At 64.1% G+C, this 14,533-nt stretch carries 15 protein-coding genes and 1 other annotated feature; of the genes, 7 read left to right on the top strand and 8 right to left on the bottom strand.

The features are described from left to right. Positions 1-62: 62 nt before the first annotated feature. Entirely contained in the window at positions 63-260 is a 198-nt protein-coding gene (locus ACT9TC_RS10930) for a transposase (RefSeq protein WP_458042916.1), read from the top strand. Next, positions 218-370: a sequence feature (AL1L pseudoknot), on the top strand. It overlaps the preceding gene by 43 nt. A gap of 302 nt (positions 371-672) precedes the next feature. Here the strand turns inward: ACT9TC_RS10930 and ACT9TC_RS10925 are convergent. The 5 genes from ACT9TC_RS10925 to ACT9TC_RS10905 form a co-directional block, all read right to left on the bottom strand. Beyond that, complete coding sequence (locus tag ACT9TC_RS10925; protein WP_458040530.1) at positions 673-1,296, bottom strand: hypothetical protein; 624 nt, start codon at positions 1,294-1,296, stop codon at positions 673-675. A 162-nt stretch (positions 1,297-1,458) separates the two neighbouring features. After that, positions 1,459-1,869 carry a hypothetical protein gene (locus ACT9TC_RS10920; RefSeq protein ID WP_458040529.1) on the bottom strand — a complete coding sequence of 137 codons (411 nt, stop codon included), beginning with the start codon at positions 1,867-1,869 and terminating at the stop codon, positions 1,459-1,461. 451 nt (positions 1,870-2,320) lie between these two features. Continuing rightward, on the bottom strand, positions 2,321-2,686 hold the full coding sequence (locus ACT9TC_RS10915; RefSeq protein ID WP_458040528.1) for a DUF5615 family PIN-like protein: 366 nt from the start codon (positions 2,684-2,686) through the stop codon (positions 2,321-2,323). A gap of 13 nt (positions 2,687-2,699) precedes the next feature. Next, on the bottom strand, positions 2,700-2,942 hold the full coding sequence (locus ACT9TC_RS10910) for a DUF433 domain-containing protein (RefSeq protein ID WP_458040527.1): 243 nt from the start codon (positions 2,940-2,942) through the stop codon (positions 2,700-2,702). A gap of 351 nt (positions 2,943-3,293) precedes the next feature. Further along, entirely contained in the window at positions 3,294-5,516 is a 2,223-nt protein-coding gene (locus tag ACT9TC_RS10905; RefSeq protein ID WP_458040526.1) for a TOTE conflict system archaeo-eukaryotic primase domain-containing protein, read from the bottom strand. Positions 5,517-5,885: 369 nt separating this feature from the next. Here ACT9TC_RS10905 and ACT9TC_RS10900 point away from each other — a divergent pair, with 369 nt between their 5' ends. Beyond that, positions 5,886-7,034, top strand: a complete 1,149-nt coding sequence (locus ACT9TC_RS10900) for a tyrosine-type recombinase/integrase (protein WP_458040525.1) — start codon at positions 5,886-5,888, stop codon at positions 7,032-7,034. Positions 7,035-7,452: 418 nt separating this feature from the next. Here ACT9TC_RS10900 and ACT9TC_RS10895 read toward each other — a convergent pair whose 3' ends face one another. From ACT9TC_RS10895 to ACT9TC_RS10885, 3 genes are all read right to left on the bottom strand, one after another. Continuing rightward, positions 7,453-7,800 (bottom strand): HepT-like ribonuclease domain-containing protein, encoded by a 348-nt coding sequence (locus ACT9TC_RS10895; RefSeq protein ID WP_458040524.1) that lies wholly within the window; start codon positions 7,798-7,800, stop codon positions 7,453-7,455. Continuing rightward, the gene (locus tag ACT9TC_RS10890; protein ID WP_458040523.1) at positions 7,797-8,117 is read right to left on the bottom strand and encodes a nucleotidyltransferase family protein; all 321 of its coding nucleotides are present in this window, start codon (positions 8,115-8,117) and stop codon (positions 7,797-7,799) included. The genes ACT9TC_RS10895 and ACT9TC_RS10890 overlap by 4 nt, the downstream gene beginning before the upstream one ends. 695 nt (positions 8,118-8,812) lie before the next feature. Then, positions 8,813-9,631, bottom strand: coding sequence for a siderophore-interacting protein (locus ACT9TC_RS10885; protein ID WP_458040522.1), 819 nt, complete (start codon positions 9,629-9,631; stop codon positions 8,813-8,815). 72 nt (positions 9,632-9,703) lie between these two features. On the opposite strand from ACT9TC_RS10885, the gene ACT9TC_RS10880 reads away from it, so the two are divergent. From ACT9TC_RS10880 to ACT9TC_RS10860, 5 genes are all read left to right on the top strand, one after another. Beyond that, positions 9,704-10,765: an ABC transporter substrate-binding protein gene (locus ACT9TC_RS10880; protein WP_458040521.1), complete on the top strand. Its 1,062-nt coding sequence runs from the start codon at positions 9,704-9,706 to the stop codon at positions 10,763-10,765. 5 nt (positions 10,766-10,770) lie between these two features. After that, the gene (locus ACT9TC_RS10875) at positions 10,771-11,766 is read left to right on the top strand and encodes an iron chelate uptake ABC transporter family permease subunit (RefSeq protein ID WP_458040520.1); all 996 of its coding nucleotides are present in this window, start codon (positions 10,771-10,773) and stop codon (positions 11,764-11,766) included. 62 nt (positions 11,767-11,828) lie between these two features. Beyond that, complete coding sequence (locus tag ACT9TC_RS10870) at positions 11,829-12,824, top strand: FecCD family ABC transporter permease (protein ID WP_458040519.1); 996 nt, start codon at positions 11,829-11,831, stop codon at positions 12,822-12,824. Beyond that, complete coding sequence (locus tag ACT9TC_RS10865) at positions 12,821-13,639, top strand: ABC transporter ATP-binding protein (RefSeq protein ID WP_458040518.1); 819 nt, start codon at positions 12,821-12,823, stop codon at positions 13,637-13,639. The genes ACT9TC_RS10870 and ACT9TC_RS10865 overlap by 4 nt, the downstream gene beginning before the upstream one ends. A 660-nt stretch (positions 13,640-14,299) precedes the next feature. Next, positions 14,300-14,524 (top strand): hypothetical protein, encoded by a 225-nt coding sequence (locus tag ACT9TC_RS10860; RefSeq protein WP_458040517.1) that lies wholly within the window; start codon positions 14,300-14,302, stop codon positions 14,522-14,524. Positions 14,525-14,533 lie beyond the last annotated feature (9 nt).

The following is a 14,533-nucleotide window of genomic DNA, read 5'->3' as shown; positions in this document are numbered from 1 at the left end:
GCACGCCGCGACCCGGCGAGCAAGGTCGGGGCGATCAAGCGGATCGCCCCGACCAGCTCGGTATCCACCCGGAAGCGTTGCGCCCATGGGTCAGGCAGGCCGAGGTCGATGCGGGTGGGGCGCCGGGAACCACGACGGTGGACTCGGAGCGGATCGCGCTGCTGGAGCGGGAGAACCGGGAACTGAGGCGGGCGAACGAAATCCTGAAGACAGCGTCGGCTTTTTTCGCCGCGGCGGAGCTGGACCGCAAGCTGAAGTAACCGAGGTGTCGGCAGCGGTGCTCGTCGAGTATGTCGACGAGCACCGCGACCGGTTCGGGGTCGAGCCGATCTGCACGGTCCTCCGCGAGAGCGGGCTGCAGATCGCCCCGAGCACGTACTACGCCGCCAAGGCGCGTCCACCGTCCGCGAGAGCGGTCAGGGACGCTGCGCTGGTGGAGGATATCTCGCACCGCGCACAAGGCGAACTTGGGCGTCTACGGGGCGAGGAAGATCCACGCCGAGCTGAACCGGGAGGGGCCCGTGGGCACGGGTGCCAGGAATGCCACTGGCCCGAGCGAGGACAACTCGCTCGGGCCAGTGTAGAAATCGAACGAAGAGACCTGCCCCCCTTGCGATAGCAACCTTACGCGAGCGACATAGTCGCATCGAATCCAAGGGCGGCTCTACCCCGCTACCTCGACTTGATTTTGCAGAGCTTGAGGGCTGCGTCGAAGGCGGGGTCTGACACTGAGATCTCGTCGGTGGAGCGGACGGTCGTCGGTTCGTCCAGGCCGGCGTCGACGTTACGCAACCAGTACGCCCAGCACAGCCCCGTGCCATCGGCGGGGCGTCCGTGATTGGAGAAGAACTGGATCCCCAACGGCAACGTGCCATCGTCGAGCTCCACGCGATCTCGCAGGATCCCGGCGATGGCGGTTGTCAACGCTCGGTCGTCCCCCGTCAGATCCGACATCGTCAGCATCGAGTCGTCCGTGAGCGCATGCGGCTCGAGATAGTCGATCAGCGCAGAGATCGTCTCGGTCGCCGTGACGTCGATCCACCATCCTTGCGGGAAAGACAGACCATAGATCTCCCGACCTTCCCGGAAGACCCGAGGGAGCCAACTCGCCTTCATCGTGCCGGCCTCTTCCCATTCGCCGACGATCTGGGACCAAAGCTCGTCGAGCGGCAGTCCCATGAAATCGGCCAAGGGTTGCAGCGCGCGTCGCTTCTCATCCACGATCGTGCGATAGGGCGCAAGCAATTCCATGAACGCCGTCTGCCGGTCGGCGCTGGCGTAGATCGTGCGACCCACAGTGTCATACCGACTTCACGCCGACGGGTCCTCCTCGCCGGCGTGCCGCAGAGGCGGCGCAAGCGGGCCATAGGACTCACGCGCGATGCGGAAAGCCTGGGCCGGGCTCGCTGCGAGCGCGAGCCCGGTCTTCTGACAGATTCGTTGGGTCGACCCCATTGATCAGCCGCTGAACGAGTCGTCTACCAGTGCCTGGGCTGCAACCGCGACATCCTTCAACCGGTCTTCGCGGATCGCGTTCGCCGGGGTGTCGTACTCGAGCCACGGGTTCGCGCCGATGAACCACACACGCGCGACATGCTCCCCTTCTACTTCCACGACCTTCTGCCACTGCTCGTAGGCAAACACGAGCCGCTTCACGGCCTCCGGGCGCGGGGACGGACCGCCCTCCTTGGCCCACTTGTGCGACGCCTTAGTATCCTTCGAACCAGCCAGCGCCGACACGAGAGTCCCGCCCAACGCAGCATTCAAGCGGCGGGTAATCTCTCGCGCATCCAGTTGAATAGCGCGACGGTACGCACTATTGCGCACAATGGTTGTCTCGACGCTCTTTACGCCTGCCTTGACAGTCATGATGGGTCCCGCCTCAGTCGCTCTCGAGGTTCCACCCTACGTCCGCAACACCGGAATGTCCACAGTAATGCCACCGATAAACCACTACTATGGTGGATCTCTGTCCCGGCTAATTCGGAGCCGAGGCGGGCCCTTCCGGCCCTGCGGCAAAGCCTGATACTCGAGCACGAACTCGCGGATCTCATCCGCCGTGAACCCCGCACTGATCGACATCCCTCTTCCCCTCGCTGAACGTGAACTGACTCACAACCAGCCTGGCGAAGAGGGGACGGTGGGATTTGAACTCACATCCTGTGACCTTTCCCCGCTGTGACCTTTCCCCGCCGTGCAGGGCCTTCCTCACCCGTATCCACCCGGGTGTCGACCTTTCGTCGATGTGCCGGGCGGTACTTGATGCGACACGTTCTTTCTCACGGGTTTGCCCGGAAAACAAACCGTGACTAGCGATGGGTCAGCGCTTTCGCCGAGGATGGAGGATAAGGCTCTCGCGGCCAAGTTCGACGAAATCTGCGTCTTCGAACGCGACGACCACCTGCGCGTGATGGGCGGAGAATTGGTCCAGCAGTTCCCGGTTGCGAGTATTGCCGACGACGAGCAGCAGCAGCCGCTCTGGATGACCACCGGTCTCGTGCGTGTGACGAAAATCGGCGTCCTTCGTCACCACGACACGCCCGCGCGCGTCCGCGGTGGATGTGATCACAGAATCGGTTGTTCGACTGCCGGCGGGCAGTTCTTTGACGTGAATCGCGTCGTGCCCGAGATCGACCAGGTGCACGGCGAGGCTGCGCGGCAGTTGCGCATCGACCAGGAACTTCATCGGTGAGAGTCTTTCAGGCGACGAATGCGAGCACTTTCGTACCGCCCGCAACAGATGCTGCGTACTCGAGCGCCGCAAGCACGTCGTCCCGGGTCAGCTCGTCGTACTCGCCGAGCAACTCGTCGATCGTCTCTCCGGCCGCAAGAAGCTCAAGGATCACCTGTACGGTGACTCGCGTGCCGCGGATGACCGGCTTGCCGTGCACAACCTCCGGATCAACACTGATCCGGTCAAGGCGCGAAGTCGTGGGAGCCATGAACACAGTGTCCCACGCGAATCCGCCGCCGTCACCCGCCGATGGGCGGCCGCGCCACGCACGTCCCAAAGAAAGGCGGCCTACTCAGGCTGCACACAGCTCCTCGGCGGTCGTGAGCGCCCCCTTGGAAGTAGGCGTTGGGGACGGCATCGGCCATCACCAGATCGACTCTGCGACCGAACACGACTTCAAGGTCTTCTTTCAGTCCGAAGTATGCGTCGACGAGGTCCGCGACGTCCCGCTCGAAGTCGGCGAGCAGAAGCACATCACTCCACGAGTCGTCGAAGCGATCCCCGGTGATGGACCCGAAGACGCCAATGTGGCAAACGGGAAGGGAGCGTGCTTTTGGTCTCAGCCTGAATCGTGCATGATCGAGAAGCCCTCTTTCGCCATCACGCGTCGCCGTCGACTGTGCATCCGCTCCAGGATCGGTACAGCGGAGTCGCGGAAGTCGTGAACGACCGCAACGGCATCCGCATCGACACTACGCGTGACCCGACCGACCTGCTGAATGATGCGCCCCTTGAAGGAGACAGGCACCGCGAGGAACAAGGCGTTCAGGGATGGCAGGTCGATCCCCTCACCGGCGACCTTGTCGATCGCGACAAGCACGAAAGGTGCACGCGCCGCATCGAAGGATGCGAGCCGGTCCCGCAGTGCGCGGCGGTCCGGGGCGCTGAGTCGACCGTGCAGAGACAGCACTGGGACATCGACGCGCGAAGCGATCCCTTCCACCAGCATGTCGAGATGGCCGAGCCGGTTGGTGAGCACCAAAGAACGGCTGCAACTCTCGGCTGCGCGTGCAACCTGCTCGACGATCAGCGCGTTGCGGACCTGGTCGATCGCGAGTTCTGAGTAGATCGCTTGAATCGATGGTCCGTCCGCTCCTGACTCTTCGGTGGTGAACGCAGCCTCATGCACCAGAAAGCTGCGCGCCCGCGCGGGCGCTGCCGAGATGTTGTGCCGGATCGGGCCACACTGCATCGTGATGAGCCCGTCCATCTGATCGGCGCGATACGGAGTCGCTGTGAGGCCTACCCACTGCCGCACACTCACCGTACGAATTGCAGCCTCGACAGCAGGAGCTGCTACCGCATGACATTCGTCGACAATGATCTGCCCATACTCCTCAAGCAGCGTTGGGTCCCCGCTGCGGTGCGCGATCGACTGCATCATGATCAGGTCGACAACCCCCCGACGCTTCCGGCGACCACCACCCAATTGCCCGATCTCCTTGTCTGTTATGGAGAGAAACTGAGTCAGTCGGGTTCGCCATTGCTGGAGGAGTTCGGTCCGGTTGACGAGTATTGCTGTCGGTGTCGCACGTTGAGCTATCAGCGCACATGCGATCACGGTCTTGCCCGACCCTGGCGGGGGGACCAGCACTCCCGTGTCCTGACCCAACAGGGCCTTGACCGCGTCCCGCTGCTCATCGCGCAGTTCGCCCGTGAACGTCACATCGATCGAGGCCGGGGCGGCGATGTCGATCGACAACTCAACAGTGAAGCCTGCGTCCGCCAGCACGCTGATTGTCTCATCGAGCAGGCCGCGCGGCAGACGGAGTTCACGCTCATCATGCTCAAAGCACCTGACAAGGCGCGGAATACCGAACGTGCTGAATCGCTGCGCCTGCCGACGGTAGAACTCAGGGTTGGAGACCGATGCCGCGTGCTTGAGTTCGGTCACCACCGAGCCGGGAAGTCCCTCCGTAGGGACTCGCACGACCGCGTCGCGCTGAACGACTATTCGTCGCCCTGCGACATGAGCGGCCTCCGCTTTGATCGCAGCCCGGCGGGGCCTCACCGCTAGAGACTCTCGGGGGCCGGCGGGCAATCGGTTCGAAGTGTTCGCGAACTCGTCTACGCGCTTGGACCCGACGACGCTGACCTCAGCAAGGGCTGCGAACTGATCCTCGAACGGCTCCCACGTCTCGGGGTCGGGAAACACTGTTGTTCCGTGTCGCCGCGAGTCGCCGTGAAGCGGAAGTGCGATCAGGTTGCCGAGACGGAGACGTCCCGGAGACCGCACCGGAAGAGTGTCCTGGGACGGGAAGAACCGGTCGTAGCTCGACATCGGCATTGACGCCCGCTCCGCCATCGCGGCGCGCAGCATGGCCGCGCCCATCGCCCGCGCGGCAGCGGCTGGCACCGCCTCCTCGAAGAAGGTCCAGACGTGCGCTCCCGCCCCCGAACGAGAGATCTCGGCGAGGGCACTGATGTCCGCCTTTCGGCACGCGGCCGCGTAAGCCCGGGCATCCAGCCGCCAGTCACCATCATCGAAGTCGCACGCGAGAAATCGACACTGGTCGTCTTGAAGGAGCGGGTACACGCCGACATGAAACACACGATCACCTGTCCGCCCGCCCCACAGGTACTGCTCGAGAACCGCATCCGTCAATGGAAGCAAATCGACATCGGTTGTCGCATCGGTGAAGAAACCGCCCCGCACCGCCGGGCTCCAGCCCTTCCTGCCGGTGCGCCGACTCACCCACGGCAGCGCGTAGGCGTCAGCTCGACCGGCGAATCGAGCTCGAAACAAGGCAAGCTTCTGTTCAGGTGAGGATTCTGCTGTCACAGCAGGCGCATGCTCCGAAACGTCCCGGGGAAGGGAACGCGCTGCAGCCTCGGTCTGCGCGGTGCCCTCCTGCTCGATCTCCGCGAGATCTCGACGCGCGGATGCGAGCTCACGTTCCAGCCGACGAACACGCTCCCTTGCCGCCGCCAATCGAACACCGCCCTCCACCCCTCGACCGTATCTCCTTCAAGCCAACACGAGCCGCGAAGGTGTCTCGCGGTGAGAGAGTGCTCGCCCCGAGCGGATTCGGCTCGGGCGATCGGGCGAAGATCTTCATAGCGCGGCGACAGTCTGCGCGACGAGAGAAGAAGTGTCATGAGCTGTCCGGGGGATGGGAAGGAACTCGGGTGCTGTGGTGCTGGGGTGGAGATGGGAAGCATTCATGAGTACAGCACTGTTGAGGGCGCGCGTTACCTGGTCCGATACCGCAAGCCCGACGGTGTCCATGCGGGTCGGCGGCGTTTTCTGACGAGGGCCGACGCTGCGGAGTATCTCGCCTTCATCGAAGCGTCCATCGCGCGGGGGTGCTACGTGGACCCGATGCGGGCGCGGGTCACGGTGGGAGAGCTTGCCCCCGCGTGGTTGGCGTTCCAAGCGGCAGTGCTGAAACAGTCCTCCGCCCACAGCCTCGACTCCGCATGGCGGGTGCACGTCGCCCCACGATGGGCGGACGCGGCACTGGCGGAGATCGGCCACGGTGATGTGCGGGACTGGGTCGCGGGGCTCGCTACCTCGCACGGGGCGTCTACGGTGATCCGCGCGCACGGGGTGCTGTCCGGGCTCCTGGAGGTCGCCGTCCGCGACCGACGCCTGTTGGACAATCCCGCCCGCGGCATCCGCTTGCCCCGCAAGGCCCCGGCACGGCGCGCGTATCTTAGCCATGCTCAGGTCGCGCGGCTCGCTGGCCACGCCCGCCAGCCGGACGTGGTGAACCTCCTCGCCTACACCGGTCTTCGGTGGGGTGAGGCGACAGCGCTCCGTGTCAGCGACGTGGACACCGTACGGCGCCGCGTGAACATTCAAGAGAACGCTGTCGCCGTGAACGGCACCATCCATGTCGGGTCCCCGAAGACTCATCGCGCGCGTTCCGTGGCGTACCCGGAGTTCCTCACTCCGAGTGTTCAGGAGGCGATCGCCGGGAAAAGCGCACAAGACCTATTCTGCGGCGACGGTGACACGCACCTCCCGTTGCCGAACTCCCGGGACGGCTGGTTCGCCGGCGGGGTGAGACGATCCCAATCGGAGAACCCCGCGTTTCCGCGCGTCACACCTCACGACTTGCGTCACACGGCCGCCGCGCTCGCGATCCGTGCCGGCGGCAACGTGAAAGCCGTCCAGCGAATGCTGGGTCACGCCTCCGCCGTGATGACACTCGACACCTACGGGCACCTGTTCGATGACGACCTCGACGCCGTCGCGGGTGCGATGCACAACGCCAGGACCGCCTCCACCCGCCACGAGACGAACTCGGATGCAGTCAGAAACGCACCCCACCGTGTCGCCCCGCGCCGACTGTAGTTGCATACCTGCAGAAGACTATTTCCCGATTCTTTCTCACGCTCATATGCCGATGCCTCGCGATACCAGTGTTTGCATGGGGTCGCGAGGCGTGACGGTGGGTACGCGAACACAAGTAGGTTGAGGCCACCGGAAGCGGTCTTGTCATCACGCGGACCCGCGGAATTCCGAGGATCTCGCTTGGCTCCCAACGGCGCAGAAGCGCGTCGGTCGAATTTTCCCGGACCTTCCCAAACGCCGATCAGCGCCACAAAAAGTAGCGCTGATCAGGCATTATGGCGGTGACGGTGGGATTTGAACCCATACGGGAACACCTTTCAGCGATGTGCAATGGGCCCACTTCGCTGTCATTCCGCGGATGTCGACCTTTCTGCGGTGTCGCGAAGTGGCCTGATCTTTCCTCATTCTTTCCCACGGGCTACCCGCGGGTTCCGCCATCGCTGCGTGGTGCCAGCTCGGCGGCGAGTGCCACGAGCTCTGTGTCGATGATGTCGGTGACGGCTTCTGGATCGACACGGAAATACTCGTGGACAAGGATGTTCCGCAGCCCCGCGATCGCCGGCCACGGAACATTCGGCCGCGCCGCCTTGAACTCTGCCGGTAGCGCACGAACGGCTTCACCGATGACTGCGAGATTCCGCAGGACAGCGTCATAGGCCATCCCGGCGATCAGAGCGTCGGCGCTACGAAGCGACGAGCGGTACGCCGCGATTCGATCGATCGCCGACAGGATGTCATCCGTCCGTTCGCCATCACGTCGATTCACAACGGCACAGCCTCCGCAAGCGCGGGCGCGGAGACGCCATCACGGAGCAACGAGGCAGTGACGACATCCACACGGACACCCAACAGGTCACTGAGTTCTTCCCCGAGACCCGACACCCGCAACAGCGGATTCCCCGCATCCGGGAGCAGATCCACGTACAGATCGACGTCACTCGTCGAGTGCGCTTCTCCCCGCGCCACAGAACCGAACACGCGCGGATTCACCGCCGCATATCGGATCAGCACCTCGGTGATCTCGTCACGCCGTGCGAGCACGGCAGCGAGTGAGACGGGAGCGCCTCCGGCAATGATCGACATACAGGCAGGTTACTCGCCCCACCAATCCGTGGAACGGAGATTGATCGCCCGAAGACAAATACTCACCGAGGTCGGACCGATCGATCCGGGTTCGTCGACCATACCGTCGTCACCCATTTCAAAGCCCCGGTCGATCTTTCCCGGACTTTACCCACGGAAATGGGCTCCAGAACCGCGTGATTACGCGACCGTGGAGCCCATTCCGCAAACGGGATATCGCCCGATCTTTCTCACTTCCATTCAATGAGAATCAGAAAGTGACCCTGATCAGGGATTTTTGGCGGTGACGGTGGGATTTGAACCCAAACGGGAACAACTTTCGACGGCGCACAACGAGCCCACTTCGCTGTCGTTCTGCGGATCTCGACCTTTCAAATGCCCACCCCAGCGGGCCTGATCTTTCGTCAATCTTTCCCACGACGTTCCCACCAGCCCAGACGCCCGAGTAGCGCCGCCGAGCAGCGAGAAGGCCACTCCTCGCGCGCGAGCAGACATACACCGGCAATGCATCGGCAAGCGCCATCGGTTGCGGGGAAAGACCGAGGCGCAATCAAGACTCTCGCGGTGCCCGATGTGAAGTCGTCGCGGGCACGTCGGTGACGGGAGTGATGTCGCGGACTAGCGAGATGTGGGACTCGAAGTCGGTGCGGTTCGCCTCGTGATGACCAACGGCATCGCGACACGAGAGAGCAGACCTATTGATTGACTGGGTCGTGCTTCCAGAACCCGGAGAACGTTATGCGCGACTTCGCTAACCCGGCTCGATGCAATCGTCGGCGGCCTTCCGTGGTGAGCGTCGACTCGCCCACGACGAACGCGTAGTCTTTCGGCTTCGGTGAGATGCGTGAGCTCAGTGCATCGAGAGCTGCGGCTCCCGGCAACGTATGCCGTTCCGGGCGCAGAATCCAGATCACCTCTACGCCGACTGGTCGCTTGAGGTCCTGGACGTCTCCAGCATCCGGCACCTCGATGATCGCCGTACCGGTTGCTTCGCTGGGCAGGTCGCGCAGGATGCCTCGCAGTGCGGGAACGCCTGTTTCGTCGGAGACGAGATGGATGTCTTGCGTGTCGCGAGGGGGGTCGAACAGTGGCCCCTGATCGAGGAGCGCAACGGGCGAGCCGTCGAGAACGCTTGTCGCCCAGATGGCGACTGGACCCGCCATCGCACCCGTTTCGTTCCAGTGCAGCACGACGTCAATGTCCATCTCGGCGCCCCCCGAGATTGGGCGCATCGAGGCAACTGTGTAGTTGCTGCAATGCGGTCTCGCGTGGTCGGGGATCGCGAGATATGGCTTGTACCAGCTCCCGCCGCGGATGACCGGCAGTACAAGTGGCGCGCCAGGTCGGGGCGGCAGGAACAGACGGAACCAGTGATCCAGTCCGCTCCACTCGAACTCCGCGAGCTCCGGACTTGCGACGGTCACGCGCTGGAACGAGGGCGACCGTCGGGTTGTGCTCACCACTTGTGCGGTGAACATTCGCGGATCTGTCGGCATGAGACGGTTACCGGCCATCTATCTATTCTATTAGGTAAGGCTAGGCTTATCTGGAAATGGCTTCTTGACGGCTTAGAACGGAATCCGACGATGCACCGCGCCCACCGACGCCCCACTTCGACTGCAGCCCGAATCGCTGCGGCCGCCGCCGCGATCGCACTCAGCGGTGCGGCGCTCGCGGCCTGCAGTTCGGCACCGACAGCCACTGCTGAGAACCCGGACTACACGAGCGAGCCGACCGATACCTTCCCGGTGACGGTCACGCATCAGTTCGGCGAAACCGTCGTTCCGGCCGAGCCGCAGCGCATCGTGATCGTCGGTATCACCGAGCAGGACATCCTGCTCGAGCTGGGGGTCACGCCGATCGCGACTACCGAGTGGTACGGCGAGCAGCCTTATGCAGTATGGCCGTGGGCCGTGCCACTGCTGGGCGATGCCGAGCCCGCCGTACTCCACGACGCCGACGGCATCGAATACGAGAAGATCGCCGCATTATCGCCCGATCTCATCGTCGGGACCAATGCGGGGCTCGACGATGAGACGTACGAAAAGCTCACGCAGATCGCCCCTACGATCGCAAGCGCGGCTGAAGCAGACCCGTACTTCTCCGACTGGCGCGAGCAGACGCGACAGATCGCTGCGGCGACCGGACGCTCCACTGCCGGCGAGGACCTCATCGCGGGCGTCGAAGACGCGTATGCCCAAGCGGCGGCTGCGCACCCGGAGTTCGCGGGGCTCAGCGCGACCTTCTCGCAGGGTGTGCCGTACGAGGGCAATCTCTACGTCTACCCGGACGGACTCAACACCGACTTCCTTACAGATCTCGGCTTTATCATGACTCCCGACCTCGAGCCGTACGCTGCCGAGCCCGGTTCGCAGGCGCTCATCTCGCCCGAGAACATCGACCTGATCGAGGCCGACGTCATCGTCTTCGCGACCGACTTCGGCGAGGACGTCGACACGCTGCTGGACTTCGGCACCGTATCGAGCCTCGGCGCCGTCACGGAGAACCGCGCGATCTACACGGACGGCACCCTCGCCGGCGCGATCTACTTCCTCACGCCGCTCAGCCAGAAATACGTCCTCGAGCACCTCGTTCCCCGCCTCGTCGACGCGGTGGCCGGAGAGGCCCCGCAGACGACCGAGGGCTGAGCCCGGTGCAATACAGGCGCAGCATCGGCCTGCTGCTGTCGGTGCTGGCGCTACTGGTCGTGTGCATCGGGTCGATCCTCATCGGGGCGAAGGGTCTGTCGTGGGCCGAGCTGTCCCACGCGCTGACCTCCCCGACGGGCACCGCGACCGACCAGATCATCTGGGATCTGCGTTTCCCGCGCACGATCGTCGGGATCATCGTCGGCGCGGCGCTCGGCGCGGCGGGCGCGCTCATCCAGGCGCTCACCCGCAACCCCCTGGGCGACCCGGGAATCCTAGGAGTCAACGCCGGCGCATCTCTGTTCGTGCTCCTGGGCATCGTTCTGTTCGGCGCCACCACCACAGTCGGTTATATGGGCTTCGCGTTTGCGGGCGCGCTCGTGGCGACCGGCGCGGTGTACTTGATCGGCGCCACCAGCGCACGCGGGATCGACCACGTGCGAATGACGATCGCAGGCGTCGCGCTCGGCGCGGTGCTGACCGGAATCGGAGCCGCGATCACGCTCCTCAACCCGCGTGCGTTCAACCTCATGCGCGGGTGGGAAGCCGGATCCTTCGTGGAACGCGGAACGGAGGTCTACCTTCCCGTGTTGGGTTTCGTCCTCATCGGCGTCATCGTTGCCCTCGCCCTCGCCCATCCCTTGAACGCTCTCGGGCTCGGCGACGAGCTCGCATCATCGCTCGGCGCCGGCGTACCGGGAACCCGCATCCTGACGGTGGTGGCCATCACCCTCCTCGCGGGAGGCGCGACGGCCATCGCCGGGCCCATCGCCTTCGTCGGCCTCATGGTGCCGCACGTAGCGCGCTGGATCGTCGGACCCGATCAACGATGGATCATCCCGTTCTCGCTCGTGCTCGCACCGACGCTTCTCCTATTCGCCGACATCGTGGGCCGCGTGGCGATCGCACCGGGCGAAGTGCCCGTCGGCATCGTAACCGCGTTCATCGGAGCTCCCGCGCTCATCGCGCTCGTGCGCCGCGCCAAGGCGAGTGCACTGTGAATGCCCCGCCGAGGGAAGCGCTCCTGCTACCCGGGCGCACCAGCATCATCCGAGTCGGGCGCATGTCATTCCGCGTTGCTTGGCGGCCTCTCACGATCGGGCTAATCATCTGGATCGTCGTCGGCACACTCTCCCTGGTCGCCCTGGGACTCGGCGATCTCCCACTGTCGGTGCCGCAGGTAGTCGCGGCACTCCTGGGGGGCCAGGACGGAATCGTTCACACCGTCGTCATGGAATGGAGACTCCCCCGCGTCCTCGCGGCGGTCCTCTTCGGCGCAGCACTCGGGGTATCGGGAGCCATCTTTCAATCCCTCACACGCAACCCGCTTGCCAGTCCCGAGATCATCGGGTTCGAGGCGGGATCGTATGCCGGCGGCATCCTGGTCATCATCGCGTTCGGCGGAGGCTACCTCGCCGTCGCCGGCGGTGCTCTCGTCGGGGGTTTCGTCAGTGCCGTCGCGATCTATCTGCTGGCCTACCGCGACGGGATGCACGGGTTCCGGCTCATCATCATCGGCATCGGCATCTCAGCCATGGCGAGCGCGTTCTCGTCCTTCCTCATCCTCCGCGCCAAACTCGAGATCGCGATGGTCGCGGCCGTGTGGGGAGCCGGATCGCTAAATCCGGTCGGCTGGGCACAGCTCATTCCCACTGGTCTGATCGTCATCGTCGCATTCGTCGCGCTGATGACGCTCACCCGGTCGCTGCATCAGCTCGAGCTCGGCGACGACGCGGCACGCGCTTTCGGGGTGCGGGTGGAGCCAGCACGGCTGGGGCTCGTCGCGTGCGGAGTAATCCTTGTCGCCGTCGTCACAGCCGCAGCCGGACCAATTGCTTTCGTCGCGCTCGCCGCCCCGCAGATCGCTCGACGTCTCACGCGGTCTCCCGGGGTCGGGCTCCCGGGCGCTGCCGCGATGGGCGCACTCGTGTTGCTGGGATCCGATCTCGTGGCACAGCACGCCCTCCCCACGGCGATTCCGGTCGGACTCGTGACTGTGATTATCGGAGGCGCATATCTGGTTTGGCTCTTGATCCATGAAGCACGGAGACGTCTATGAGCACAACATCCGTCCCCCCGCCCGCTCGGCTGCACACCGAAGCCATCACGATCGGCTACGACAAGCGGGTCATCTCGCAAGACCTCACCGTCGCGATCCCCGACGGGTCGTTTACCGTGATCGTGGGGCCAAACGCCTGCGGCAAGTCCACGCTGTTGCGCGCTCTGTCACGGCTGATCCGACCCACCCAGGGCCAGGTCGTGCTCGACGGGAGATCGATCGCGTCGTACCGCTCGAAAGAGGTCGCCCTTCGCCTCGGCCTTCTCCCGCAAACCTCCCTCGCACCAGACGGCATCACGGTCGCGGATCTCGTCGCCCGCGGCCGCTTTCCCCACCAGTCGATGACCCGCAGGTGGTCGAAAGCGGACGAGAATGCCACCTCCGCCGCGATGGCCGCGACGGGTGTCACCGAGCTCTCCTCCCGTCTCGTAGACGAACTGTCCGGCGGGCAGCGTCAGCGTGTCTGGGTCGCGATGGTGCTCGCCCAGCAAACACCGCTACTCCTGCTCGACGAGCCCACGACCTTCCTCGACATAGCCCATCAGATCGAACTCATGGAACTGTTCACCGACCTGAACGAGTCCGGCAGCACGCTCGTGGCGGTGCTGCACGACCTCAATCACGCCGCGCGGTACGCGACTCATCTCATCGCCATGAAGGACGGAGCCGTCGTTGCTCAGGGCGCCCCGACCGACATCGTGACGGCCGAACTCGTCGAGTCTGTCTTCGGACTGCCCTGCGTCGTCACGCCCGATCCTTTAACGGGCGCCCCGTCAGTGTCGCCGCGGGGACGCACGCGACCCAGCAAGCCCTAACGGATTCCATCGGACTGCACACGCGGTGAGTGAAACCAACGGCTACGCAGGAGTCAGGCGAGGACCTGTCCGTTATAGGTCTCGCCCCACGCCTCGTTACCTGCGGGAGTAAGGCCGCGACCCTGCGCGACCTATTCCGCCAACATCGGGGCAGCGCCTCGATAATCGCGTCACATTGACACAGGAAGATGAGTCGCCGGAGAAAGCCACTCAACGAGATCGACAGAACAATGGGGGAGTCGTCGACCCACACCGTTGTCGCTCATTTCAACGCCCCGGTCGATCTTTCCCGGCGTTTACCCACGGAGACGGGCTCCAGAACCGCATAATCACGCGGCACTGGAGCCCATACCGCGAACGGCATTTCGCCCGATCTTTCTCACTTCCATTCAATGAGAATCAGAAAGTGACCTTGATCAGGGATTTTTGGCGGTGACGGTGGGATTTGAACCCACGACCCCGGAGTGGGACTCACTCGGAATCCGATGATTCTCGCGGTTTGGATCAGGTCATAAGGCGTATCAGATCAGATATGCGGTGTTCGATTTCGTTCATCCGTTGCCACGCCGTTGCCAAAGGCACAGTCCTGCCTCGGCCGCATTCGCCAGTGTCGGAGGGGGTTACTAGTTTCAACCCAAGCCCTGACCTGAAGGAGTATTCATGACCGATCGCAACAACCTAGAGGCCAGACAGGCTCAAGCGCAACGCGTCACGCTTTCCGCGTGGCAGGGATTCGTTGCTGCGCAGCGCGTCTACCTCACCAACGAGCTCAGGCTCCAGGCGCGCACAACTGTTCTGCAACAGGACGACGTCACCGACCGGATCGCTGACCGCGGAGCCCTCCGAGCAAGCGCCGACCAGATCATGGGACTGCTGCACGGATAGGTGACAGTT

Source organism: Microbacterium sp. HM-570 (genome assembly GCF_054165885.1).
The sequence above is the reverse complement of the archived record's forward strand: the minus strand, read 5'-3'. Positions and strand labels throughout refer to the sequence as shown.